Origin of the sequence: Citrobacter freundii complex sp. CFNIH9 (assembly GCF_002903305.1) — a bacterium.
In the GTDB taxonomy this organism is placed as follows: domain Bacteria; phylum Pseudomonadota; class Gammaproteobacteria; order Enterobacterales; family Enterobacteriaceae; genus Citrobacter; species Citrobacter portucalensis.
On the sequence record NZ_CP026238.1, the window covers coordinates 4,007,423 to 4,032,022 of the forward strand.

Genomic DNA, 24,600 nt, shown 5'->3' on the forward strand with positions numbered 1-24,600 from the left:
GATAAAATTAATTTGATTATAGAGAAGGAAAAATCCTTATAAAATATTTATTAAGTAAATACATATAAACTTAATTATTCCAAGCCTGAATCATCCTTAATTGGATTCAGGCTTTTTTATTACTTATGCGATCAGCCGCACAACTTTTACAGAGAAAATAGTATGTCATCACGTTTTCAACGGATGAGAGAGATTCAAAAATGTATTTTTACCAGGAAGAAAACCAAATCACTCAATATATAAGTGAGCACGAATTATGGGTATTGGGTCGTGTTAGCGGGATATACAACAAAACAACACATAAAAACGAAAAAATGTTAGAACCGTTGTGGAGGAGATACGATCGAAGTATCGAGGGGATTTTAATCTTTTATTCAAAGATGGAAGCATCAATTTACTCTGTTTACCTAGGGAAGGTGCGAACAAGTTCCTGATATGAGATCATCATATTCATCCGGAGCGCATCCCAGAGGGACATCATGAGCCATCAACTCACCTTCGCCGATAGTGAATTCAGCACTAAGCGCCGTCAGACCCGAAAAGAGATTTTCCTCTCCCGCATGGAGCAGATTCTGCCATGGCAGAATATGACCGCTGTCATCGAGCCGTTTTATCCCAAGGCGGGCAATGGCCGACGGCCCTATCCGCTGGAGACCATGCTGCGTATTCACTGCATGCAGCATTGGTACAACCTGAGCGACGGTGCCATGGAAGATGCCCTGTACGAAATCGCCTCCATGCGCCTGTTTGCCCGATTATCCCTGGATAGCGCCCTGCCGGATCGCACCACCATCATGAATTTCCGCCACCTGCTCGAGCAGCATCAACTGGCCCGTCAATTGTTCAAGACCATCAATCGCTGGCTGGCCGAAGCAGGCGTCATGATGACCCAAGGCACTTTGGTGGATGCCACCATCATTGAGGCACCCAGCTCTACCAAGAACAAAGAGCAGCAACGCGATCCGGAGATGCATCAGACCAAGAAAGGCAATCAGTGGCACTTTGGCATGAAGGCCCACATTGGTGTCGATGCCAAGAGTGGCCTGACCCACAGCCTAGTCACCACCGCGGCCAACGAGCATGACCTCAATCAGCTGGGTAATCTGCTTCATGGAGAGGAGCAATTTGTCTCAGCCGATGCCGGCTACCAAGGAGCGCCACAGCGCGAGGAGCTGGCCGAGGTGGATGTGGACTGGCTGATCGCCGAGCGTCCCGGCAGGGTAAAAACCTTGAAGCAGCATCCGCGCAAGAACAAAACGGCCATCAACATCGAATACATGAAAGCCAGCATCCGTGCCAGGGTGGAGCACCCGTTTCGCATCATCAAGCGGCAGTTCGGCTTCGTGAAAGCCAGATACAAAGGGCTGCTGAAAAACGATAACCAACTGGCGATGTTATTCACCCTGGCCAACCTGTTTCGGGTGGACCAAATGATACGTCAGTGGGAGAGATCTCAGTAAAAACCGGAAATAACGCCAGAAATGGTGGAAAAAATAGCCTAAATAGGCTGATTCGATGTGTTTGCGGGAAAAAAATCGGCCCAGATCCGCGAAATTTTAATCAGCGAGTCAGCTTGGGAAGAAATGACCTGCTTATTCGCACCTTCCCTGGAGGTCGTTATTCTCAAAACGCTGCATATGTTTGAGATACCGTTCCTGATCGTCGGCTGCTTCAAATACATCACCAGCCAGTTCGAAGTACGTTTCTCGGCCACGATTTATCTGGTGTGTTTCTGTTTCTTCAAACAGTTAGCCATGATTTTCATGTCAGTTCTGGCCGGGAAAATGTATGAGAGTATTGGTTTCCAGGGAGCTTATCTGGTGCTGGGGATTATTGCGCTGAGCTTCACGCTGATTTCCGTATTTACCCTTAGCGGTCCGGGGCCCTTTTCCCTGCGGCGTCGTCGCGAAAGCGTCGCGCTGTAAAAGCCTCTTTGCCGGATGCACCACTCACGTGGTTTATCCGGCCTACGATACTAAAAGGCCCGGTAAGCATTGCGCCACCGGGCATCACACGATGTTACTCTTCGATCGCCTGACGGATTTGCTGCAACGACGCGGGATCGTCAATGGTCGTTAGATCGCCAGGATCGCGGCCTTCACAGATCGCCTGGATCGTCCGTCTGAGCATTTTGCCAGAGCGCGTTTTCGGCAACTGCGACACAAACCAGACGTGCGCCGGGCGGCCAAAATTACCAATCTGACTGTCCACCAACGCCATAATCGCCTTCTCTTCCGAATGTGCGATGTCGCGATCTTCAAGGCTGTCGCTCTGTTTCGGAATGACAAACGCGACCGCTACCTGCCCCTTCAGTGCGTCCTTCACGCCGACCACAGCCACTTCGGCAACGTTCGGATAGCTGGAAATACTCTCCTCTATCTCACGCGTCCCCAACCGATGCCCGGCCACGTTGATGACATCATCCGTACGGCCAAGGATGAAGTAATAGCCGTCCGCATCGCGAATACCCCAGTCAAAGGTGGCGTACACCTGACGAGAAAACAGCGACCAGTAGGTATTCACAAACCGCGCGTCATCACCCCAGATAGTCTGGATACAGCCCGGCGGCAGCGGCCCTTCAATCACCAGCATGCCCTTTTCATTCGCTTCGCAGGGCTCACCGGTCACCTCATTGAGCAACTGCACGTTATATCCGTACATCGGCACGCCTGGGCTACCCAGCCGCGACGGGCGGTCGTCCAGCCCGCGAGCGATCGCCATAATCGGCCAACCGGATTCAGTCTGCCAGTAGTTGTCGATAACCGGGACGCCCAGCGTTTCCGTTACCCAACTGGCGGTCGGTTCATCCAGCGGCTCACCCGCCAGATACAGCACCTCCAGCGAGGAGAGATCGTGATTGCGGATTTGCGCGGTCGGGAATTTCTTCAGCACGCGGATGGCGGTTGGGGCGGAGAACATCCGGCTGACCTGATACTTCTCAACAATTTTCCACCATACGCCACAGTCTGGATACGTTGGCAACCCTTCGTAAACCACTGTCGCCATCCCCGCCAGTAGTGGGGCATACACGATATACGAATGCCCAACTACCCAGCCGATATCCGACGCGCAGAAGAACACGCCGCCTGCCTTGCCGCCGAAAATAGTGTCCATCGAGGTCGCCAGCGCGACCGCGTAGCCGCCAACGTCGCGCTGGACGCCTTTCGGTTTACCGGTTGTCCCGGAGGTGTAGAGAATGCAGGACGTTTCGTTCGACTCCAGCCAGGCAACCGGTACCCGCGCGCCGAGATGCTGCTGGCGCAGCGTGGCAAAGTCGAGGTCTCGCCCCTCTACCCGCGCCATTTTCGCCAGACCGCGATCGACTAATACCACATGACGCGGCTGATGCTGCGCCTGATCGATCGCATCATCGAGCAGCTTTTTATACGGCAGGACTTTACCGCCGCGCGCCCCGGCATCCGCCGACACGATAACCACCGGTCGGGCGTCATCGATACGCGCCGCTACGCTGTGCGAGGCGAAACCACCGAACACCACCGAATGGATCACCCCTATACGTGCGCAGGCCAGCAGCGTAATGTGCGCCTCGGCGATCATCGGCATATAAACCAGTACCCGATCGCCACGCTGTACGCCCAGCGACAACAACATCGCCGCCGCGACGTTCACTTCGTCATACAGCTGACGAAAGGTAAACGTGCGTTCTTCTTCAGTTTCTGAAGAAACGGCAATCAGCGCCAACGCGTCAGGCTGTTTCTCCAGCCAGCGGTCAATGGCGTTGTGGCACAGATTGGTCGTACCACCGCAAAACCAGCGGGCAAACGGCGGATTACTGTGGTCCAGTACCTGCGTATACGGCTGCTGCCAGTCAATACGCTGGGCCTGCTCGGCCCAGAACGACTCCGGCTGCGTAATAGAACGTTGATAAAACTCGCTATAAGACATAATGCTCTCCTGTTGAACTTACGCCTTGCCGCGCGCAGGTTTAGATTACATAAAGGTCCATATACTCATTGACCGGCATCTGCTCCAGGCGAGTTCTGTCCAGGGAGACATCCAGGATGCGCTGCTGCTGACGGGTCGGGAACTGACGCGCCAGGTTAATTTTGAACTTCTCGACCAGCTTCGGCATACCGTCGTTACGACGGCGCGCGTGGCCGATTGGGTATTCCACTACCACTTCTTCAAAGCGTGAGCCGTCGGTGAATTCAAGCGTGATGGCATTCGCGATGGCGCGTTTTTCAGGGTCGTGGTAATCGGCAGTAAAGGTCGGATCTTCGAAGCAGTTAATCTTTTCACGCAGGGCGTCAATGCGTTTATCCTGCGCCACGCCGTCTTCGTAATCTGCCGCCGTTAAGCGTCCGAACAGCAGCGGGATAGCCACCATGTACTGGATGCAGTGGTCACGATCCGCCGGGTTATTCAGCGGGCCTTTTTTATCGATGATGCGAATACAGGCTTCGTGCGTACGAATGGTCACTTTTTCGATATCGGCAGCGGTCTTACCTGCGGCCTGTAACTGCTCGTACAGCGTCATCGCCGCTTCTACCGCGGTCTGCGAGTGGAACTCTGCCGGGAAGGAAATTTTAAACAACACGTTTTCCATCACGTACGAACCGTACGGGCGCTGGAAGCGGAAAGATTCGCCTTTGAAAGAGACATCATAGAAGCCCCAGGTTTTCGCCGTCAGTGCAGATGGATATCCCATTTCACCGGTTTTCGCCATCAGCGCCAGACGTACAGCACGTGAGGTGGCATCGCCAGCCGCCCAGGATTTACGCGTGCCGGTATTCGGCGCATGACGATAGGTACGCAGCGACTGACCGTCGACCCACGCCAGCGAGACGGCGTTGAGAATTTCATCCCGGTTAAGGCCGAGCATCTCGGCAACCACCGCCGTGGAAGCGACTTTTACCAGCAGGACGTGATCCAGACCGACGCGGTTGAAGGAGTTTTCCAGCGCGATACAGCCCTGAATTTCATGGGCTTTAATCATTCCGGTTAACACTTTTTTCATGGTTAACGGCGCTTTACCCACCGCCACCGCATTGCGCGACAGCCAGTCAGCCGTCGCCAGAATACCGCCGAGGTTATCGGAAGGATGACCCCATTCTGCGGCCAGCCACGTGTCGTTAAAGTCCAGCCAGCGGATCATCGCACCGATGTTAAACGCCGCCTGCACCGGATCGAGCTGGAACTGGGTACCAGGTACGCGCACACCGTTCGGGACGACGGTACCCGGTACAACCGGCCCCAGCAGTTTTTTACAGGCCGGATATTCCAACGCTTCCAGGCCACAGCCAAGGGTATCAAGCAGGCAATAATGCGCGGTGTCATACGCCACCTTCGAGGTGATCTCGTAGTTCATGACATAATCAACGATATCAACGATTTCACGGTCAAATTCAGGGCGGACGTTCGAAATATGTGCAGACATAGGGTACATTTCCTGTTTTTTTATCTTTAGAGGTTTTGCATTAGCAACGTTTTTCAATCGGGACAAATTCGCGATCTTCCGGGCCGGTATAGTTGGCGGAAGGACGGATAATTTTGTTGTCCTGGCGCTGTTCGATGATGTGCGCCGCCCAGCCGGTGACGCGGGCGATAACGAACAGCGGTGTGAACATTTCAGTGGGGACGCCCATCATGTTGTAAGAGACTGCCGAGAACCAGTCGAGGTTAGGGAACATCTTTTTCGTTTCCCACATCACCTCTTCCAGACGGTCGGCAATGTTGTACATTTTCAGCGAACCGCCCTCCTGAGAAAGCTGTTTCGCCACACGCTTGATCACCTGATGGCGCGGGTCGGCGATGGTGTAAACCGGGTGACCAAAGCCAATCACCACTTCTTTGTTTTCAACGCGTTTACGGATATCCGCTTCGGCTTCATCCGGCGTTTCGTAGCGCTGCTGAATTTCCAGCGACACTTCATTCGCGCCGCCGTGTTTCGGCCCACGCAGTGCGCCAATCGCACCGATAATCGCGGAGTACATATCAGAGCCAGTTCCCGCAATCACACGCCCCGTGAAGGTGGAAGCGTTAAATTCGTGCTCGGCGTACAGCACCAGCGAAATGTGCATCGCCTTTTCCCAGCTTTGTGATGGCTTTTCACCATGCAGCAAATGCAAGAAGTGACCGCCAATAGAATCATCGTCGGTTTCCGGCTGAATGCGCTCGCCGTTATGGCTGTAGTGATACCAGTACAGGAGGATAGAACTGAGCGAAGCCAGCAGTTTGTCGGCAATATCGCGTGCGCCGGAGACGGTATGTCCTTCTTTTTCCGGCAGCGTACAACCCAGCGCGGAAACACCAGTGCGCATCACGTCCATCGGATGCGAGGCGGCAGGCAGCGCTTCCAGTACGGTACGCACGTTAGCGGGCAATCCGCGCAGCGCTTTCAGTTTGCTTTTATAGGCGATGAGCTCATCGCGGGTGGGTAATTTCCCGTGAATCAGCAGATGCGCAACTTCTTCAAATTCACACTGTTGCGCCAGGTCAAGAATATCGTAGCCACGATAGTGCAGATCGTTACCGCTTTTACCCACGGTACATAAGGCAGTATTTCCGGCAGCGACGCCTGACAGCGCAACCGATTTTTTGGGTTTAATGACATGGGTACTATTTTGCAGGATCGTTGTGTCGCTCATGTTGTCCTCGTCATTATTGTAATATGTAGGGTACTAATTTATTGCCGGATGGCGGCTACGCCTTATCCGGCCTACGACGGTTACTTTTTTGTGTACAACGCGTCGAGTTTCTCTTCGAACTGGTAGTAATTGATGCTTTCATACAGCTCGTTGCGCGTCTGCATAATGTCGATAACGTTCTTTTGCGTACCTTCCTGACGCAGCACGTTGTAAACCTTCTCCGCCGCGCGGTTCATGGCGCGGAAAGCTGACAGCGGGTATAGCGCCATCGCAACGTTCGCGCTGCGCAGTTCATCGGTGGTAAACAGCGGTGTGGCGCCAAATTCAGTAATGTTGGCGAGAATTGGTACCTGTACCGCATCGGCAAACTGGCGGTACATCGCAAGTTCGGTAATGGCTTCCGGAAACAGCATGTCAGCGCCCGCTTCGACATACGCCTGGGCACGATCGATGGCAGCCTCTAGCCCTTCCACCGCCAGCGCATCGGTCCGCGCCATAATCACAAAGTTGGGATCGGTGCGCGCATCAACGGCTGCGCGGATCCTGTCGACCATCTCTTCTTTCGAGACGATCGCCTTGTTCGGGCGATGACCGCAGCGCTTGGCGCCGATCTGATCTTCAATATGCAGCGCAGCAGCACCCGCTTTGGAAATCGACTTGACGGTACGCGCCACGTTGAATGCAGACGATCCAAAACCAATATCCGCATCCACCAGCAATGGCAGCGGGCAAACATCCGTAATGCGACGAATATCAGTCAGCACATCATCAAGGGTAGAAATGCCGAGATCCGGCAGACCCAGCGACCCCGCAGCGACACCGCCGCCGGAGAGATAAATCGCTTGATACCCAGCACGTTGAGCCAGCAGAGCGTGGTTGGCGTTGATGGTGCCAACGATTTGTAATGGGTTTTCTTTAGTGAGCGCAGCGCGAAACGCCAGCCCTGGGGAGTGTAGAGACATATCCCGTCCTCTTGTTATCAACTTGTTATCGTTCGTTGATATTTCTAAAGCAAGGGGTATGCCAGGGAGCTTATTTTCTCTTCGATTTAATTTTTTATCTTTTAAAACAACAGATTAAATCCAATGTTTCTATTTTTGTTGCACAAAAGCGTGTCAGCTATCGTTTCATGAAACGTTCCTTCACGTTTCATTGCAACATTTATGAAACACAACTAAACCCTACTACTCGGTTCCTTAATTTTTGGGGTTAGTTATGGCAGATACGCATCTACCGCCGCGAGTGAACGACGATAAACCGGTTATCTGGACAGTCTCGGTCACCCGCCTGTTTGAACTGTTTCGCGACATCAGTCTGGAGTTCGACCATCTGGCGACCATCACCCCCATTCAGCTTGGTTTCGAAAAAGCGGTGGCCTATATCCGTAAGAAGCTGGCCACCGAGCGTTGCGATGCCATCATTGCGGCAGGCTCCAACGGCGCATATCTGAAAAGCCGTTTGTCTATTCCGGTGATCCTGATTAAACCCAGCGGATTCGACGTGCTACAGGCGCTGGCAAAAGCGGGAAAACTCACCTCGTCAATTGGCATCATTACCTATCAGGAACCCCTCCCGGCGCTTCTCGCGTTTCAAAAAACCTTCAATTTGCAGCTTGAACAGCGCAGCTATATCACCGAGGAAGATGCTCGTGGGCAAATCAACGAGCTGAAGGCTGGCGGTACACAAGCGGTAGTTGGTGCGGGGTTGATTACCGATCTGGCAGAAGAAGCAGGCATGACCGGCATCTTTATCTATTCGGCAGCCACCGTGCGCCAGGCCTTTGTCGATGCGTTGGATATGACCCGCTTGACATTACGCAGAAACGGTCAGTACGCCTCTGGCGATACGTTGCGCACTCGCTACGCGCTCGGAGATATGCGCGGTCACTCTGCGCAGATGGAACAGGTACGGCACACCATTATGCTGTACGCCCGTTCGCGTGCGCCGGTCCTCATTCAGGGCGAAACAGGAACGGGTAAAGAGCTGGCCGCACAGGCCATTCACCGTGAGTTTTTCACCCGTCAGGAGAATCGGCGCGGTAAACCCTCACCGCCGTTTGTTGCCGTCAACTGCGGGGCAATCACCGAGTCATTGCTGGAAGCGGAGCTGTTCGGCTATGAGGATGGCGCCTTTACCGGCTCTCGCCGAGGGGGACGCGCGGGCCTGTTTGAAATCGCTCACGGCGGAACCCTGTTTCTTGACGAGATAGGCGAGATGCCGCTGCCGTTACAAACCCGACTGCTGCGTGTGCTGGAAGAAAAAGAGGTTACCCGGGTCGGTGGACATCAGCCGATTCCGGTCGATGTCCGGGTGATTAGCGCCACGCACTGTAATCTGGAACAGGAGATGAAGCAGGGGGAATTTCGTACCGATCTGTTTTATCGGTTGAGCATTTTACGCCTTAAGCTGCCGCCGCTGCGCGAACGGTTGCCCGATATCCTGCCACTGGCGGAAGGCTTTTTAAAACAGTCGCTGGCGGAACTGGACGTGCCGTTTTCTGAGCCTGTTCGCAAGGGGCTGGGGTTAAGTCAGCCGACGTTGCTTAATTATGGCTGGCCGGGGAATATCCGCGAACTGCGTAATATGATGGAGCGCCTGGCACTGTTTTTAAGCGTCGAGCCGCAGCCAGAGCTGAATGTGGATTTTTTACAACAGCTGTTACCGGAACTGGCCATTGTTGCAGACTCACCGCAAGCATCGTCATTGCTGACGCCGCAACAGGTGTTGGCACAATTTGATGGTGACAAAACTGCCGCCGCGCGGTATCTCGGAATTAGCAGAACCACGTTCTGGCGCAGGCTAAAAGAAAAACCGCCGGTACAATGACCGGCGGGTATCGTGTCTTTTACAGTAGCGCGTTATTTTTTCTTGTAAATATTCGCTGTGCCATGGATTTTGTTATCCGTTTGGCCGGAGGTTAATACCACCACGTCAGCACCTTTCTCTTCAGCTTTCTTCAGAAGGTCTTCTTTAGCATCCGAAGTAGAGACTTCATTACTCGTTGAAATATCACCGATTTTTGTATACTGAGACTCAACCTTTTCAAACTCAACCTTCGTCATAAATTCCGCGGCGTACGCGTTGGTCACAACAAAAGCTAACGCACCAATAAGTACTTTAATTCCAGTTTTCATATAAAAGCTCCAGATTTTGTTATATATGCCATCATCGACCCCTGAACATTCGACATGCGAGTCAAGGATGATTAATAAGTAGTTCAGCCTGGCAAAAAGATCCAGAGCAGGCGGAAATATAAAGAGATTTTGCGAATCGTTGATAACAGAAAACCTGTGCCGTCGCGTTATCTGACGCGCCAGGCTTGCACAAAATAGTCTATGAAGTCATTTGCAAATCTCAGCGCGTTTCACTGCGCAGTGTGAGTGAATACGCAGAATGATGAACACACTAAAATTATAGTGTTAGCTGTCACTTAAGCGCTTACTAATGGAAATGTTGTCTATGGAACCTTTGCACGCCGTTGTACTCACCGTCAGCCTGTTTGTTTTAACCTTTTTTAACCCCGGCGCAAATCTGTTCGTGGTAGTACAAACTAGCCTGGCATCCGGACGACGCGCAGGTGTGATGACCGGTCTGGGTGTTGCCTTGGGTGATGCGTTTTACTCCGGCCTTGGGCTTTTTGGTATGGCAACGCTAATCACCCAGTGTGAAGAGATATTTTCATTGATTAAGATTGTCGGCGGCGCCTATCTGCTGTGGTTTGCCTGGAACAGCATCCGCCATCAGGCCACGCCGCAAATGCCCACTCTACAGCAACCGCTTTCCGCTCCCTGGTATGTGTTTTTCCGCCGTGGATTACTAACGGATTTATCAAATCCGCAAACCGTACTGTTTTTTATTAGTATCTTCTCGGTCACCTTAAGCGCAGACACGCCTACGTGGGCCAGACTGATGGCCTGGGCAGGCATTGTGTTGTCTTCCGTTATCTGGCGTATTTTTCTCAGCCAGGCATTTTCTTTGCCTGCCGTGCGACGGGCGTATGGTCGCATCCAACGCGTTGCCAGCCGGGTGATTGGCGCAATAATAGGTGTTTTCGCGCTAAGACTTATTTATGAAGGTATTAGCCATCGATAAGAGAGTTTAACTTGACCATTGTGAGGTAATTGTCCGTAATACCGCCTGAATTTTTAATCGCAGGTTGAGTGGCAGTGAGATGGAACAGGTTGAACCGGTAAACGACACATTACTCCTTACAGAATGGCAGGCGCTGATACGACAAACATCGCCTGACGTTCACACGCTCCTCACATCGTTAAGCGATGAAGAGATCCGCCATTTAGTGACCGTTTTTTATGACTATATGCTCTCCCATGCCCAGAGCGCATTGTTCCTCAATACAGAACAGGTCAGTACCCGCCTCAGCGGCAGTATGTTTGACTGGTTACGCAGCGTGCTTGGCAGCGCGCACGAAGATCTACCGCAACTGCTGGCCAAACAGCGAGAAATTGGCGTGGTGCATGCCCGTATCGGCCTGCCCATCGATCTGGTAAACCGCGGCGCGCGTAAGCTCAAGGATGAGCTGTATCGGGTATTGAAAACCAAAGCTGACGACTCGTCTTCCCTGTTGAGCAATGCTATCTGTTTCAGCAGCCTGGCAATGGATACTGCGCTGGAGGCCATGACCGTCTCCTATTCCCCAAGCCACCAAAACTCTCTGCATACGCAGGAGCAGTATCGCCTGCAGACCATTTACGATGACGTTAACGTCGAGCGCGAACGGCAAATTCGCTCATTTACCGACTGGGAAAATCAGTTTATCTATAACATCGCCATCGGTATGCCTTTCGGTGAGATGGTATTTCTGGCGAATTCTGATTTTGGTATGTGGTTCTCACATAAAGGAAAACACATTCTCGGCAACAGCAATCTGTTGAAAGAAATGGAATCGCTGATAGCAGAGATCGACAACCGCATGACGACCACCTTTTCGCATCAGCATCAGCCAACAGAACCTGAGAGGATGAGCCTGTTGCAGGATGTCCGCCAGCTATCGGCAAAAATCCATTTCCTGCTCGCCTCAATGTTTGACGCACTGGTTAAACAGGAAAATGGTAAAGACTCGCTGACCCAGTTACTTAACCGCCGCTTTATTCCAACCATCATGCGGCGTGAGATTTCGTTAGCGTTACATGCGCGGAAGCCCTTCACCCTGGCGATGCTGGATATCGACTACTTTAAGCAAATTAACGACAACTATGGGCATAATACTGGTGATATGACGCTCAAAAACGTCGCAGCGGTCATTTATGATCATATCCGTAGCAGCGATTACGTGTTTCGCTATGGTGGTGAAGAATTTATGATCCTGCTCGTCGAGTCAGACAAGTCGCAGGCCAGTATTATCCTCGAAACGCTGCGTATGAAGATTGCCGGGATGTGCATGGCGGCATCGGCGGCAGAATCATTTTCTATTACCGTCAGCATTGGCATCGCCGAATATGACTATCATCCCGACTATAAACAGTTGGTTGATAAAGCCGATCGCGCGCTTTATCTGGCGAAAAGTAATGGCCGCGATCGCATAGAGGTATATCAGGAATAACCTTCTCCGCCACAGAGAAATAAATACCCCGTTCAGGGTATTTATCTGATCGGCGATAAATACCGAGCTGTTATTTTTATTCAGGCATATTGACATGATGAAAATAACAGCCACGTAATAAGATGCAAATCAAATACACCAAATCTGAATAGCGCTAGCATATCCCGGTGATGACGCCTTCTGAATGCAGAAGGGGAAATATGAGGGATAGTATAAAATCATGAACGGGAAGAAGAGAACACGCTGGCAGCGCCGTCCAGGCACGATCGGAGGCAAACTGCCGTGGAATGACTGGCGCAACGCCAGCAGCTGGCGAAAAGCCACCCAGTTTCTCCTGCTGGCTATTAATATTTATATTGGCGTAACGTTCTATTACTGGGTCCGCTATTTCGAAACCGCCGGCACCAGCGTCTATATTCCAAGGCCAGGTGGTATTGAGGGATGGCTACCAATCGCGGGTTTGATGAATATCCGCTATACGCTGGAGACTGGTTTTCTTCCGCCTATCCATGCCGCCTCCATGCTGCTGTTAGTTGCGTTTATCCTGATTAGTCTGTTGTTAAAAAAAGCCTTCTGTTCGTGGTTATGCCCGGTGGGCATGCTGTCCGAACTGCTCGGCAATCTGGGGAAAAAAGTATTTGGTCGCAACTTCACGCTGCCGCGCTGGCTGGATATCCCGCTGCTCAGTCTGAAGTATTTGCTGCTGAGTTTCTTTTTGTATATCGCCCTGTCGATGCCTGCGCAGGGGATTCAGTATTTTCTAATGTCGGCCTATGGCATGATTATCGACGTGAAGATGCTCGATTTCTTTCGCCATATTGGCTCCGCTACGCTTATCTTTGTTGTCGTTATCAGCGTCCTGAGCCTGTTTATTCGCAATGCCTGGTGCCGCTATCTGTGCCCTTATGGTGCGCTGCTCGGTCTGTTCTCGCTGCTCTCGCCGTTTAAAATCCGCCGTAACGCAGACAGCTGCATCGACTGCGGAAAATGCGCGAAAAACTGCCCGTCGAATATCCCGGTCGACAAACTGATTCAGGTGCGTACCGTGGAATGCACTGGTTGCATGACCTGCGTTGAATCCTGCCCAGTGGCCTCAACGCTGAGCTTCTCACTGCAAACACCACCAGGGGCGCAAGACAACGGTAAACCGTTATGGCGACAGAGGACGCTATCAGGTGTTGCCATGACGCTACTGGTGCTTGGCATTCTGTTTGCCACCATTGGTTATGCCGTTTATGCCAATGTCTGGGATACGCCAGTGCCCGATCATATGTATTTCCAGCTGATCCCGAAGGCAAAGATGATCGGCCATTAATTTTTTTATCAGTATGTTCAAAACCCTGCCAATTCTGGCAGGGTTTCCCGCCTGTCCTGCCATTTTAAGACAATTGAACTTGTGCCATCGCGCTCTCGTTTATACAACCTTAAATATCATCTGTAATAATTTTTCTATTTTGTTATGGGCGACTGGGATCAAAATAATGAACGGGATAACATCATGACTAAAATAAAACTGGCACTGCTATTACCTCTGTTTATGGCAGGTTGTACGATGAATGACGGGGAATTAAGAAACGCTTACGCTCAGCATTATCAGCAACCTACCGCTTATGTAGATGCTTATAAACAGAAAATAGCCAGTATGGATATTCATGCGCTGGCCCAATATGCCGCCGCAGAAGATAAGAAAAAAATGCGCGGGCAGCCAAGACTGAAAATCGACGAATTTATTACCATTGAGAACGTGCAGGCGAAAGGAAATCGGGTGGTCTACGATTACTCACTGTCCGAAAGCTGGCTGGCGCTGTCCGCAGATAAACAGCGCGAAAAGCAGACCAATATGAATAAAGACCTGATCTACCGTACCTGCTCGCTGGAAACGGTACGTCTGGCGCAGGCAAAAGGGCTGGAAGAAGAGCATAACTATTACAGCCAGTACCCAGACAAAGTCGCCTTTACGCTGAGAACCAGCACGCAGATTTGTCTGCAGAACGGTTTTACACAATAGCCGCAATCACTATGCCTGATGCGCTGCGCTTATCAGGCCTACAATTTGCACGCTGCCGTAGGCCGGATAAGGCGCCAGCGCGCAGATTTGTCTGCAAAACGGTTTTACACAATAGCCGCAATCACAATGCCTGACGCGCTGTGCTTATCAGACCTACGATTTACACGCTACCGTAGGCCGGATAAGGCGCCAGCGTGCAGATTTGTATGCAGAACGGTTTTACACAATAGCCGTAATCACAAAGCCTGATGCGCTGCGCTTATCAGACCTACGATTTGCACGCTACCGTAGGCCGGATAAGGCGCCAGCGCGCAGATTTGTCTGCAGAACGGTTTTACACAAGAACCACAATCACTATGCCTGATGCGCTGTGCTTATCAGGTCTACGATTTACACGCTGCCGTAGGCCGGATAAGGCGCCAGCGCCGCATCCGGCTAAAACATCAGAATTTCCAGGACACACTGCCGACAATGCTGCGCTCGGCGCCGAAGTAGCAGTATGAGAGCAAGTTACAGGCTGCAACGTAGCGCTTGTCGGTCAGGTTGTTAACGTTCAACTGCGCGCTCAACCCTTTAATGCCGATATTCGTTAAGTCGTAACCAATCACCATATCCACCAGTGTGTAGGACGGCAGGGTGTGAGTATTCAGGCGATCGCTGGTAATACCGTTAACGTAGCGCACACCTGAACCCAACGTCAGGCCGTCCAGCGGACCGCTTTTCACATCGTAGCTCAGCCAGGTACTGGCCTGGTTACGCGGGGCGTACACTGCTCGCTTGCCCTGCTCTTCCGGGCTGCTTTTCTTATAGCGAATGTCGGTATAGGTATACGCCGCCTGCAAACGGAAGCTATCCGTCAGTTGGCTAATTGCCTCCAGCTCCACCCCTTCAGATTCAATTTCCCCAATCGAGCGGTACGGATCGGTCGGCTCTTCTTTGGTGGCTATATTCGTCTGATTGATACGGAATACCGATGCGCTGAACTGGCTGTTGAGTCCTTCCGGCTCATATTTCAGCCCGGCTTCCCACTGCTTGCCTTTCATCGGATCCAGCAGATTGCCGTTCTCATCGGCAAAACTGGTTGGCGTAAAGGCAGTGGAATAACTCACGTACGGCGCAAAGCCGTTATCGAATAAATAGAGCAGCGCGGCACGGGTACTGAAGTTGTTTTTATCCAGATCGCTGCGAGTATCCTTGATCTTATCAATGTTAGAAACGCTGACCTGATCGTAGCGACCACCGAGCGTAATACGCCAGCGATCCCATGACATCTGATCCTGCAAATAGTAACCCGTCTGGCGCAGCTTGTGTTTCTCACGCGCATACATGTCGATGTAATCAGGCTTCGCGCCGTACACTGGATTAAAAGCGTCAATCGGCGGGAAAGCGCCGTAGTAACCGGTAGTATTGTTACTGCGATCCTGATAGTCGATCCCCACCAGCAGACGGTGGTTTACCTGCCAGGTATCAAAGCTGCCGTCGAGCTGGTTATCCAGCGTAATCGCCGACATTTTTTCATCGGAGCCGGAGTAACCGCGATTAAGCTCGGTTTCATTCAGCCAGCCCGCCGCATACACCTGATTCAGCTCAACGTCGGTATGCAGATAGCGCAGCTTTTGCCGCACCGACCAACCGCTATCAAACATATGCTCAATGTTGTAGCCCACCATGTTTTCACGGCGATCGTATTTGTCGTAATCATCCTCGCCTTCGTAAAAGGTGTTGGAGATCTTTTGCCCGTAATGCGGAACCACGGTGCCGTCATACGGCAGACCGGAGTGGCTACCGCCTTCCGGGTCGCGGTGCAGATAGGCCATCAGATCCAGACGCGTCTGGTCGGTGATACGCCAAGTCAGGCTGGGCATCAGCGCGTAACGCTCTTCCTTCAATGGACCAAACTGCGAGTCCGCGTAACGCGTCATCCCGCTCAGTCGCGCCGCCACGCGATCGTTATCATCCAGTGCCCCGGTGACGTCAAACGCCGCGCCGCGCTGGTTATTGTTGCCGGCAAACAGCTTCACCTCACCGCCCGCATCAAACGACGGCTTACGTGAGGTCAGCGCCACAATGCCACCCGGGGAGGAACGGCCATACAGTACGGAAGCCGGGCCACGTACGACTTCGATATCTTCGAGGAACCACGGATCGACCACCAGCGAGCTGTGTGAGTTGGTGTCGCCCATCATCTTCAGACCATCGAGATAGACGTTATCCAGGCTACCGTCAGAAAAGCCACGCAGCACGATGTAGTCAAAGCGGTTGGAGGCGCCAATCTGATTGCTGTACACCCCCGGCGTATAGCTGACGGCCTGGCGCACGCTGGTTGCGCCCTGCTCTTCAAACTGTTCACGGGTAACGATCGATACCGACTGCGGCGTTTCAATATCCGGCGTGGCAAGCTTCGTGGCCCCGCTCTGCATCTGCGAGGTGACAACCACCGTATCGTTTTTTGTTGTTTCCTGCGCCAGCAGAGGAAAAGCCACGCTGCCGGTAACCCATCCCACCAGCAGCGCCAAGCGAGTCTTCGCGAACATGAATATCTCCAAAGGCATGTCTAATTGTAAGTGAGAATTATTACCTTTTTGCTGACGGAGATAGCTATGCCGGATGCCAGGTTGCCTATGCGCAGTGCCAAATTGTCAGGAAATCACGTGCGTAAAACGCAAATATGGATTAGCAAAGTTTGAGCAAATCACCGGGTGAAAAGCCGTAACGGCGGCGAAAAGCGGTAGAAAAGTTGGTGGCGTGCTGATAACCCGACATCCAGGCCGCCTGCTGTACGCTATATCCTTCCAGTAGATAGCCGCGTGCACGTTCCAGACGGCAATCGCGCAGGTAGTCGAACACCGAACAGCCATAGGCTGCGCGAAACTTACTGCGCAGGCTGCTGGGACTCATCGCTGCGCGTTGGGCCAGTTCATTAAGGGTGTAGTCATTTTCGGGATTTTGCTCCAGCAGTCGGCGAACGACCTCCAGCCGCTGCTGCTCACCGCTCGCCGCAAGACGTTTACCGCTCTCGACCTGACACACGCTGAGGCCATGACCAAACAGTTGTAATATCAGCCCTTCCAACATCAGCTGACGAGAAACATGGCTAATTGTGCTCTGCTGCGCGTACTGCAGTCCGCTGAGTAAAAACCCCGGCACCTGCCAGATAAGCGTCGGCGTCTGGCATCTTTCCCACTCACGCATCAACGATTCGAGCAACCCCGTGCGACACGCGCCGTCGGGATACAAACCGAGCGATAATGTCCGCAGTTTACAATCAGCATGATGACGGGCACGCATCGTCTGGTGCTCACTCAGGCGTGAGCTAAACGCCATGCCGGAGCGCACCACGTGCTCCTGTCCGTTAAGCGTCAGGATCACGCAGCCTTCCAGTACCACCAGCATATACAAAGGGCTGTCGTGACGAGAGGTGGTTTCGTAGGGTTGCAATACCTGTACATCGGAGTGCGTCACGCACATCCCACATGGGAGAGTCATCTCCTCAATTTCACCTTGCAGAACAGGGCTGCCAGACGGTAAATCCGGCCTTTGTGCCAACTGGGGAAAGCGGTAATCGATCCCGTAGCGCTCACCAAAATCCATAAACTCGCTGACGGAGAAAGTGCGAGCGACGCGTCCGGAGGCATTCAGGGCGGTGGTATTGTTCATGCTGTCTTCTGCACAGGAAATGGGATTAACGGTTTATAACTGAAGCAACATTACCATTACCTGCGCAATACGACAATAATAATGAGAACCATTATCAATATGAGTGATTAGCAGAATAAACAGCTTAATCCAGCCAGTTTAGTTCTGCCGAGGAGACACACGGCGCAGCCTCTTTTAACCAGCGATACAGCAGCTCAATATTTCTAAGCCGTGTTGAAGTCTTTGGCCAGACAAGGTAATAGCCCTCGCCAGTCGCTACCGCATCTTTAAACGGTAACGCCAACATCCCTGCCTGAATGGCCGCCAGGCTTAACAGCAGGTCGGCAACGGACACGCCATGACCGCTCATCGCGGCAAGACTGCCCTGCTCCAGGGTGTCGAACACTTTGCCCCGCGCAAGATTCAACGCCGGAAACTTCCCGGTGCGTTGCAGCCACCGACGCCAGTCACGGCGATCCGCTGAGGGATGAATCAGTTCACAGGCAGAAAGATCGCGCTGCGCCTGCACCAGCAGTGCGGGTGAGCACACCGGGATAAGCCACTCCTGAAACAGCAACCGGCTGTCGGTGTCGTCACCAAAATGGCCATTCCCTAACAGGATCGCACAGTCATACGGTTCACGACCGAAGGATACCGAATCGGTATCCATCCAGACGCTGGAAATTTCGACAACCGGGGTCGGATGCGCTTCACGGAAATGACGCAGCACGTCCAGAAGCCAGCGCATCGTCAACGTAGACGGCGCTTTCAGCCGTAGCTCATGACTGCTGCTGCGAAAGGCATGACACGCGTGTTCCAGACTCTGAAACCCAGCCGTCAACTGCTGCGCCAGCCCTTGGCCAGAAGGCGTTATCTCGATACGCGGGCCGCTGCGGACAAATAGCTCGCAACCAAACCATGCCTCCAGCGTGCGAATATGACGGCTTACCGCGCCCGGCGTCACGTTAAGTTGAATAGCGGCTTTACTGAACGATCCCAGACGGGCTGCGGCTTCAAAAGCCCTCAGGGCATACAACGGAGGTAGCGTCATTCTCAGCTTCTATGTTGAGTTTTACTCACAGTAGAGCGCAGTTTTATTCGTTTTTCAATGCGCCACGCAGGCGGAATACTGATGGAAAATATCATCAGGATAATCAGGTATGAATTTCACTTTACTGGCTGCCTATAGCCTCAGCGTAGTAACCCTGCTGTTAACTCCGGGTCCTGTCGTGGCGCTGATTACCACCACCGCGTCGCAGCACGGCTATCGCCGGGCCTTTCTCACGCTGATTGGCACTAACGGCGCTTCTTTAGTATTGATTGCTCTGGCTGCACTGATGCTAGCTGGTGTGGTATCAATCTCTGCGATATGGCTTGGCGTACTGGGTCTTGTGGGATCGTTGTATATCGGTGTGATGGCGATTAACGGCCTGCGGGCCAGGGACTCACACCTCGGACTGAGTGCGCCAAAACGCGATAACAGCGGGCTTATCCATGGATTTCTGACAGGGGTCGCTAACCCAAAGGACATTTTGTTTTTCGTAGCGTTTTTTCCCCAGTTCATTGCCATTACGCAAGATTTCACCACCAGCATTCTGACGCTAACGCTGGTGTGGGTTATTTTTGATGTTACGGTGCTGTCTTTTTACATCATGGTTTTCAAACGCTGGATGCCAGAGCGGTTTGCCAGACGCAGCGTTTTTATCTCCTCCCTGTTTCTGCTCGCGGTGGCGGTGTTTGGCATTATTTATAATGTACACGCGCTACAAATGCTCTCACCCGCGATGTGATCCCCAACGAATTGTTCAGCCAGACATCTCATCTTGCACCGGGAGGAATAAAATAAGAACAAATCGACATTAACATTATTAATGGATTTATAAACCAGGATTCAGAAAATATAGACGATAACATTTTCCTGGCGTTCAACTGGCACCCTTACCCATGACAACGCATCAACGGCGACAGGTGCCATTTCATTTTCTAAGCGAAGTAAAGGAGTGTTGCCATCTGGTACAACCGTGCTTTCACCGATCTCAAGAACGCCCCGAAAAGAAATGGACACATTGTCTGGCGTATCCGACAACCTTATCCATTCAGTTGTAATCACTAACTTTCGAGTAAACATTCGCTGTCCTTTGCGCGTGGTATATATCCGATAATTTCACAGGTAGATCAATACACTCTTTGAACAAACAGAAATTTGTCCCCCATATCAGTTAAGCATTACTTAACTGAAAGAAAATTGAAGTAATAAAACTCATTCGAAATATGTTTCACAAATTCAACCGGCAGGTTATGTTTGATGAACGTTAACTTTGCAAACTCAATATCGCCGTACACTCGAATACAGAAAGGTTTGACTATCTCGCCCTGCACGCCAAAGCACTCCTGAAGCCGGGTGTCATCCATAAAAATAAAGTCACCTTTTCTGACCTTAATACTTTCATGAAGGCCTTGCCACTTCTCCGGAGTGAGCAGAAAGCTCTCCCATCCATTATTTCTCAACACTTCAATCGTGTGAGTAAATTTAAAATAGTCGTTTTGCATTGTCACATCACCACTCGATGTGGCGTACAAATATTCTATTTTAAATTTAAGTTGTGCATTGAGGCTTTTTTTCTTCCCCTCATCAATTAACCACTGAAGCTCACTGACAATGCTCTTCGAAAATATTTTTCTTTTTTTGGCAATAGCCAGCCAATGCATAATGAATAGATGCTCTGACATTTTAGAGTAGATTTTATGATCCTTTATTGCAATACCAATTGCGACTAACGCACTCCAGGTAAAGGCTTCCAGATCATCCTGATAATGATGTCGTAGCGTACTAACTCTTCCAGAATCCCTTACCACTTAAACCTGCCCAAACAAATCATCATTGTTATTCCACGTCATCCTTGTATTACTCTATTAAAAAATTACTACAACTAAAATCGCCAAAATATGATCCAGATTAACTTATCTCTATGTAATAAACGTGCAAATATAATACATCATACTTATTAATCATTAATCCGGGGTGGCTCAACAATGACTAATAAGAATAATGCGATAAAGATAAAGGTTAATAATAATCACCAGTAATCAATATCACCTTTTGTGATGAGACCTGTAAACAGAAAAAGCAAACTACCGGGCATTCAGCAACCCGGAAGTTTGCTTATTACAGACGAAGTTAATAGAAAATACCGATGATCAGGGTATGCGTTACAAAGCCCACGATCAACGGTACGGCGGTACGTTTAACCACATCAAATGGCGTTATTTTCGCCCCACTGGAAACGGCAATCACCACGCCGGAAACCGGTGAAATTGCCCGCCCCATATGTGATGCCTGTTGCATCGGCAGGATCATGGCAACAGCGTTAGCGCCCATACTTGCCGCGATTTGCGGGATCAGCTCAACGAAAGCAAGGAATGGCGCATTACCCGATCCCATAATAATTGCTGCCGCCAGCGTCACCAGCGCAAACACCACCGCCATAGCAAATGGAGGTAATCCCACGTGCTCCGCCATCAGGATTAATTGATCAATGGCACCAATAACTTTAATCCCGTGAGCAAAAACACCTGCCGCAACCAGTAGCCCAACCACCCCGGTAAAGGCGGTGCCCATGCCTTTAAGGAAATGGCTGAATCCTTCGCATACTGACTTTAAATCACGCACCCGCAGCCACTCAATCAACATGCAGACAGCCATTGAAATGAGCACAATGGTGATAATATTCAGGTTAATACCACTGACGAACATTTCCGATGATCCCACCGCCATCAATATCGGAAGCATCGGGAGCAGCGCATAAAAAGCCGGGGCTTTTCCTGAATCAGTCACCTCAGCGCTACCGATTTCCCGTGGAAGCGTCCCCGCTTTACGGTCGCAATGCCGCTGCCAGAAGAAATGGCAGACGCCGACGACCAGCACGGTTGCCAGCGCTGCGGGTCCCTGGTGGTAAACAACGTATTCCACCACATCCATATTGACCGCTTTAGATCCCCTGATAGCATCGATGGCCGTCGGGGTATACGCCACACCAAGCGAGGTGGCAATAACCCCAGCAGCCGAGGCCGCAGAAAGCCCTAACCCCAGCATAATGGGGAACATCGTCCCCATCAGCAACACGGCAAGCCCGGTAGCGGATGGGATGGCCAACTGCAGGAGGCTGGCGAGCAGATAGGAGAAAAATAGAAGCACATAGGGCGAACGCAGCGCGCGCAAAGGTTTCGTCACGACCCGCACAACCGCTTCATTTGCCCCGATATGATCCATGTAATGTGCAAATCCCATGAGCGCCATAATCATCAGGCCGAGATCGGCAGCACGCGTACTAAAGAGATCGCGCATCACCTCGAAAGGATCGAGAAATGAAATCCCCGTACTGGCAACGCCCTTCGGTAATACAGAACCCCATCCGGTTAACGCCGTACAAATCATCAACACCAGGCCCGCAATGAACAGCACGGGTTCAGCGCGATAACCTTTCAGTATCAGACGCGCGACCACCACGATAACCAGTAGGGCAATTAACACCTGAATCATGACTGAGCTCTCCTCTGCGCGAACTCAGCAAAGGTTTCCTCAATGACCGCTACCACCACATCGCTGGCGGCTCGCAGTGAACGCACCGGTAGATATTCATAAATTGAATGAAAGTTATGAGCACCGGTAAAAATATTCGGGCAAGGCAGTCCTTTCTGCGATAGCACTGCGCCATCATACCCACCACGCATGGCGACAGGTTGCGGGGTAATGCCACACTTCTGATACGCGCGTAACGCAATATCAATCGGGTAGTGTGCATCGCCCTGCAAACTATTGAACACATTGGCATAGCGATCGGTTAAATGACAGACCACGCTGTTTTCTCCCCACAGCGCGCAGGTGCTGACGGCAAGCTGGCGGATATATGCCATACGCGCCTTATACCCTTCTTCGGTAAAATCCCGGATATCCAGCTTAAGTACCGTACGGGCGCTGTTGCCCTGAAGCTGTTTTACCCAGTAATACCCTTCGCGTCCTTCCGTATACTCAGGCGCCTCTCCACCGGGCAGCATCGCAATAAACTTATGCGCCATCAGCAGAGAGTTCTTCAACTTACCTTTGGCCGACATAGGGTGCGCGGACTGGCCGGTAAAGATGATTTCCGCATCACCCGCGTTCCAGTTCTCATAGACAAACTCTCCAATGCCGCAGCAGTCCAGGGTATAGCCAAAATCAGCGCCAAACGCCGCAACATCAAACGCTTTTGCTCCCCGTAATCCCTGCTCTTCATCAGGAACAAAACCGACCTTCACCGGCCCATGCTTAATCTCCGGGTGCGCGATCAGGTACTCCAGAGCATTCATAATCGCGGCGATGGCGGCTTTATCATCAGCCCCTAGCAGACTGGTACCATCCGTCACCAGCAGGTCATCGCCGACATAATTTTTCAGTTCCGGAAATTCACTTTCACGCAGATAAATATTCAGCTCTTGATTCAGACACAAATCCCCACCGCTGTAGTGAAGACGTTGCGCATTTGTGTCCGCGGTCTGTTCCGCGCTGGTATCCAAATGGCCAAAAAAGGAAACGACAGGGATGGTGTCATCGGTATTTCCAGGTAAGGTCGCTGTCACAATAGCGGTATCCCTGACCTCAATGTTTTCCATTCCTAATGCTTCAAGTTCTACTGCAAGTAGTTTTGCCAGTTCCATTTGACCAGGTGAAGAAGGCATTATCCCATTAGCACCATTTTCCCTTGAGGTCGTGGTATTGATTTTCGTGTAGTTAATAAAGCGTTCAACAATATCCATTCCAGGAGATCCTTTAATGTATCATTTACGTGGTACTGCAAGAGAAGATCTGCATACAGCGTGGGTTGAATAATCTGAGAACAAAATAAAATCAGCGCTCATCCCAGAACGCTGATTTTATGGGTGTTACGATAACGATTTATATAAAGGAAGATAAAAAAGGCCAGTAATTATACCAGTGATTAAAAACTCCTTTTGATTGATAAAATCATATTCCCTGTCTGTTTTTACTACATTTTCCATGGTGTTAAGCTAACAGAAGTCATAAACGGCATTCGTATGTCTAAGGGATAATAAAAATCATTTAGATTCTTGCCCCCGATACCGACACAAGACATACCATCGCTATATTTTTTTAATGAACAAATGCTGTAACAGCAACATGCAACCGTTTGCACCTCTCTACAAATAGCCACTTAACGCACTAAAATCCGTGAACAAAATCACAATTACTTCAAAAGCGAAAATTAACATAACGCTTAAAAACAGACAGTTATAAGAAAAACTATATAATACCCCTATAAATAAAGATGAAATCACACTATTCACCATGAAATAGATTCGTAGCGATACTATTTCAACATTACCGTATGGTTCACAGAACAAAACCTGTCGTCATCACTAATGCAAAACAACAAGAACAATAATATTAAATTATCTATATATGACGATTATCAAAATTATACACAGGCAAAAAAAACCTCTCCCCTGAGAAGAGATTCAGGGCAGAGGTAATACGGGTGTTAAGGACATTTTTATAGTTTTGATGATAACAGAAGAGCTTCTTGCTGGATTGAGTATACACACTTCACGACGTTAAGAAAATTCCTAAAAAGAATTAAAAGAAAACACCATTAAAAATCCTTTTTATAATAAAGACATGTTTATCAAATAAAGCAAAATTAGGATAGGGAAAAATTAAATATCACTAATCTATAGTATGACGCAAGTGGGACTCACAACACATCATTACGGACAATGCCGCTACTGATGAT

The 24,600-nt window shown here is 50.8% G+C and carries 20 protein-coding genes and 1 pseudogene; 9 read left to right on the forward strand and 12 right to left on the reverse strand.

Annotated elements, in window-relative coordinates:
* Window positions 1-479 precede the first annotated feature (479 nt).
* From C2U43_RS20405 to C2U43_RS20415, 3 genes and pseudogenes are all read left to right on the forward strand, one after another.
* On the forward strand, window positions 480-1,460 hold the full coding sequence (locus C2U43_RS20405; protein ID WP_000019450.1) for an IS5-like element ISKpn26 family transposase: 981 nt from the start codon (window positions 480-482) through the stop codon (window positions 1,458-1,460).
* Entirely contained in the window at window positions 1,442-1,645 is a 204-nt protein-coding gene (locus C2U43_RS30120) for a hypothetical protein (protein ID WP_103285699.1), read from the forward strand. Before C2U43_RS20405 ends, C2U43_RS30120 begins: the two co-directional genes overlap by 19 nt.
* A pseudogene (locus C2U43_RS20415) lies at window positions 1,605-1,925 on the forward strand (MFS transporter); the annotation flags it as partial. The gene C2U43_RS30120 and the pseudogene C2U43_RS20415, both read left to right, overlap by 41 nt.
* Window positions 1,926-2,019: 94 nt before the next feature.
* Here C2U43_RS20415 and prpE read toward each other — a convergent pair.
* The 4 genes from prpE to prpB all read right to left on the reverse strand — a co-directional run bounded on the left by prpE (window position 2,020) and on the right by prpB (window position 7,570).
* Window positions 2,020-3,906: a propionate--CoA ligase gene (prpE, locus tag C2U43_RS20420; protein ID WP_103285700.1), complete on the reverse strand. Its 1,887-nt coding sequence runs from the start codon at window positions 3,904-3,906 to the stop codon at window positions 2,020-2,022.
* A gap of 40 nt (window positions 3,907-3,946) precedes the next feature.
* Window positions 3,947-5,398: a bifunctional 2-methylcitrate dehydratase/aconitate hydratase gene (locus tag C2U43_RS20425; protein ID WP_032942477.1), complete on the reverse strand. Its 1,452-nt coding sequence runs from the start codon at window positions 5,396-5,398 to the stop codon at window positions 3,947-3,949.
* Between the two features lie 40 nt (window positions 5,399-5,438).
* Window positions 5,439-6,608 (reverse strand): bifunctional 2-methylcitrate synthase/citrate synthase, encoded by a 1,170-nt coding sequence (gene prpC, locus C2U43_RS20430; RefSeq protein WP_103285701.1) that lies wholly within the window; start codon window positions 6,606-6,608, stop codon window positions 5,439-5,441.
* Between the two features lie 80 nt (window positions 6,609-6,688).
* Entirely contained in the window at window positions 6,689-7,570 is an 882-nt protein-coding gene (gene prpB / locus C2U43_RS20435) for a methylisocitrate lyase (RefSeq protein ID WP_003830903.1), read from the reverse strand.
* 253 nt (window positions 7,571-7,823) lie between these two features.
* Here prpB and prpR point away from each other — a divergent pair, with 253 nt between their 5' ends.
* Window positions 7,824-9,434: a propionate catabolism operon regulatory protein PrpR gene (prpR, locus tag C2U43_RS20440; RefSeq protein ID WP_057067073.1), complete on the forward strand. Its 1,611-nt coding sequence runs from the start codon at window positions 7,824-7,826 to the stop codon at window positions 9,432-9,434.
* Between the two features lie 32 nt (window positions 9,435-9,466).
* On the opposite strand, the gene yahO is transcribed toward prpR, so the two are convergent.
* Window positions 9,467-9,742, reverse strand: a complete 276-nt coding sequence (yahO, locus tag C2U43_RS20445) for a DUF1471 family periplasmic protein YahO (protein WP_032942474.1) — start codon at window positions 9,740-9,742, stop codon at window positions 9,467-9,469.
* A gap of 325 nt (window positions 9,743-10,067) precedes the next feature.
* On the opposite strand from yahO, the gene C2U43_RS20450 reads away from it, so the two are divergent.
* The 4 genes from C2U43_RS20450 (at window position 10,068) to C2U43_RS20465 (ending at window position 14,176) form a co-directional block, all read left to right on the forward strand.
* Complete coding sequence (locus C2U43_RS20450) at window positions 10,068-10,700, forward strand: LysE family transporter (RefSeq protein ID WP_003830900.1); 633 nt, start codon at window positions 10,068-10,070, stop codon at window positions 10,698-10,700.
* 79 nt (window positions 10,701-10,779) lie between these two features.
* Window positions 10,780-12,168 carry a diguanylate cyclase gene (locus tag C2U43_RS20455; RefSeq protein WP_103285702.1) on the forward strand — a complete coding sequence of 463 codons (1,389 nt, stop codon included), beginning with the start codon at window positions 10,780-10,782 and terminating at the stop codon, window positions 12,166-12,168.
* A gap of 220 nt (window positions 12,169-12,388) precedes the next feature.
* Complete coding sequence (locus C2U43_RS20460) at window positions 12,389-13,483, forward strand: 4Fe-4S binding protein (protein ID WP_103285703.1); 1,095 nt, start codon at window positions 12,389-12,391, stop codon at window positions 13,481-13,483.
* Between the two features lie 183 nt (window positions 13,484-13,666).
* A complete protein-coding gene (locus C2U43_RS20465) occupies window positions 13,667-14,176 on the forward strand; it encodes a hypothetical protein (protein WP_233899549.1) in 510 nt (169 codons plus the stop codon).
* Between the two features lie 443 nt (window positions 14,177-14,619).
* Here the strand turns inward: C2U43_RS20465 and foxA are convergent, their stop codons facing one another.
* The 3 genes from foxA to C2U43_RS20480 all read right to left on the reverse strand — a co-directional run bounded on the left by foxA (window position 14,620) and on the right by C2U43_RS20480 (window position 18,863).
* Window positions 14,620-16,728, reverse strand: coding sequence for a ferrioxamine B receptor FoxA (gene foxA / locus C2U43_RS20470; protein ID WP_103285705.1), 2,109 nt, complete (start codon window positions 16,726-16,728; stop codon window positions 14,620-14,622).
* Between the two features lie 121 nt (window positions 16,729-16,849).
* The gene (locus tag C2U43_RS20475; protein WP_103285706.1) at window positions 16,850-17,833 is read right to left on the reverse strand and encodes a helix-turn-helix transcriptional regulator; all 984 of its coding nucleotides are present in this window, start codon (window positions 17,831-17,833) and stop codon (window positions 16,850-16,852) included.
* Between the two features lie 124 nt (window positions 17,834-17,957).
* On the reverse strand, window positions 17,958-18,863 hold the full coding sequence (locus C2U43_RS20480; RefSeq protein ID WP_103285707.1) for a LysR substrate-binding domain-containing protein: 906 nt from the start codon (window positions 18,861-18,863) through the stop codon (window positions 17,958-17,960).
* A gap of 109 nt (window positions 18,864-18,972) precedes the next feature.
* Here C2U43_RS20480 and C2U43_RS20485 point away from each other — a divergent pair, with 109 nt between their 5' ends.
* The gene (locus tag C2U43_RS20485; protein WP_079935108.1) at window positions 18,973-19,602 is read left to right on the forward strand and encodes a LysE family translocator; all 630 of its coding nucleotides are present in this window, start codon (window positions 18,973-18,975) and stop codon (window positions 19,600-19,602) included.
* A gap of 101 nt (window positions 19,603-19,703) precedes the next feature.
* Here the strand turns inward: C2U43_RS20485 and C2U43_RS20490 are convergent, their stop codons facing one another.
* The 4 genes from C2U43_RS20490 to pepT all read right to left on the reverse strand — a co-directional run bounded on the left by C2U43_RS20490 (window position 19,704) and on the right by pepT (window position 23,605).
* Window positions 19,704-19,940: a hypothetical protein gene (locus C2U43_RS20490; RefSeq protein ID WP_020996594.1), complete on the reverse strand. Its 237-nt coding sequence runs from the start codon at window positions 19,938-19,940 to the stop codon at window positions 19,704-19,706.
* 98 nt (window positions 19,941-20,038) lie between these two features.
* The gene (locus C2U43_RS20495; RefSeq protein ID WP_048226383.1) at window positions 20,039-20,668 is read right to left on the reverse strand and encodes a DUF2913 family protein; all 630 of its coding nucleotides are present in this window, start codon (window positions 20,666-20,668) and stop codon (window positions 20,039-20,041) included.
* A gap of 322 nt (window positions 20,669-20,990) precedes the next feature.
* Entirely contained in the window at window positions 20,991-22,352 is a 1,362-nt protein-coding gene (gene dcuC, locus C2U43_RS20500; RefSeq protein WP_003830889.1) for a C4-dicarboxylate transporter DcuC, read from the reverse strand.
* A complete protein-coding gene (gene pepT / locus C2U43_RS20505; RefSeq protein ID WP_103285708.1) occupies window positions 22,349-23,605 on the reverse strand; it encodes a peptidase T in 1,257 nt (418 codons plus the stop codon). The genes dcuC and pepT overlap by 4 nt, the downstream gene beginning before the upstream one ends.
* Window positions 23,606-24,600 lie beyond the last annotated feature (995 nt).

What these genes read in the sequence shown, in the direction of transcription:
- C2U43_RS20480 (WP_103285707.1), bottom strand. Translation starts at nt 18,863, where the DNA reads ATGACGCTACCTCCGTTGTATGCCCTGAGGGCTTTTGAAGCCGCAGCC.
- C2U43_RS20405 (WP_000019450.1), top strand. Translation starts at nt 480, where the DNA reads ATGAGCCATCAACTCACCTTCGCCGATAGTGAATTCAGCACTAAGCGC.
- prpR (WP_057067073.1), top strand. Translation starts at nt 7,824, where the DNA reads ATGGCAGATACGCATCTACCGCCGCGAGTGAACGACGATAAACCGGTT.
- C2U43_RS20475 (WP_103285706.1), bottom strand. Translation starts at nt 17,833, where the DNA reads ATGAACAATACCACCGCCCTGAATGCCTCCGGACGCGTCGCTCGCACT.
- C2U43_RS20485 (WP_079935108.1), top strand. Translation starts at nt 18,973, where the DNA reads ATGAATTTCACTTTACTGGCTGCCTATAGCCTCAGCGTAGTAACCCTG.
- dcuC (WP_003830889.1), bottom strand. Translation starts at nt 22,352, where the DNA reads ATGATTCAGGTGTTAATTGCCCTACTGGTTATCGTGGTGGTCGCGCGT.
- C2U43_RS20490 (WP_020996594.1), bottom strand. Translation starts at nt 19,940, where the DNA reads ATGTTTACTCGAAAGTTAGTGATTACAACTGAATGGATAAGGTTGTCG.
- C2U43_RS20455 (WP_103285702.1), top strand. Translation starts at nt 10,780, where the DNA reads ATGGAACAGGTTGAACCGGTAAACGACACATTACTCCTTACAGAATGG.
- C2U43_RS20425 (WP_032942477.1), bottom strand. Translation starts at nt 5,398, where the DNA reads ATGTCTGCACATATTTCGAACGTCCGCCCTGAATTTGACCGTGAAATC.
- pepT (WP_103285708.1), bottom strand. Translation starts at nt 23,605, where the DNA reads ATGGATATTGTTGAACGCTTTATTAACTACACGAAAATCAATACCACG.
- prpC (WP_103285701.1), bottom strand. Translation starts at nt 6,608, where the DNA reads ATGAGCGACACAACGATCCTGCAAAATAGTACCCATGTCATTAAACCC.
- foxA (WP_103285705.1), bottom strand. Translation starts at nt 16,728, where the DNA reads ATGCCTTTGGAGATATTCATGTTCGCGAAGACTCGCTTGGCGCTGCTG.
- prpE (WP_103285700.1), bottom strand. Translation starts at nt 3,906, where the DNA reads ATGTCTTATAGCGAGTTTTATCAACGTTCTATTACGCAGCCGGAGTCG.
- C2U43_RS20465 (WP_233899549.1), top strand. Translation starts at nt 13,667, where the DNA reads ATGACTAAAATAAAACTGGCACTGCTATTACCTCTGTTTATGGCAGGT.
- C2U43_RS20460 (WP_103285703.1), top strand. Translation starts at nt 12,389, where the DNA reads ATGAACGGGAAGAAGAGAACACGCTGGCAGCGCCGTCCAGGCACGATC.
- yahO (WP_032942474.1), bottom strand. Translation starts at nt 9,742, where the DNA reads ATGAAAACTGGAATTAAAGTACTTATTGGTGCGTTAGCTTTTGTTGTG.
- prpB (WP_003830903.1), bottom strand. Translation starts at nt 7,570, where the DNA reads ATGTCTCTACACTCCCCAGGGCTGGCGTTTCGCGCTGCGCTCACTAAA.
- C2U43_RS20450 (WP_003830900.1), top strand. Translation starts at nt 10,068, where the DNA reads ATGGAACCTTTGCACGCCGTTGTACTCACCGTCAGCCTGTTTGTTTTA.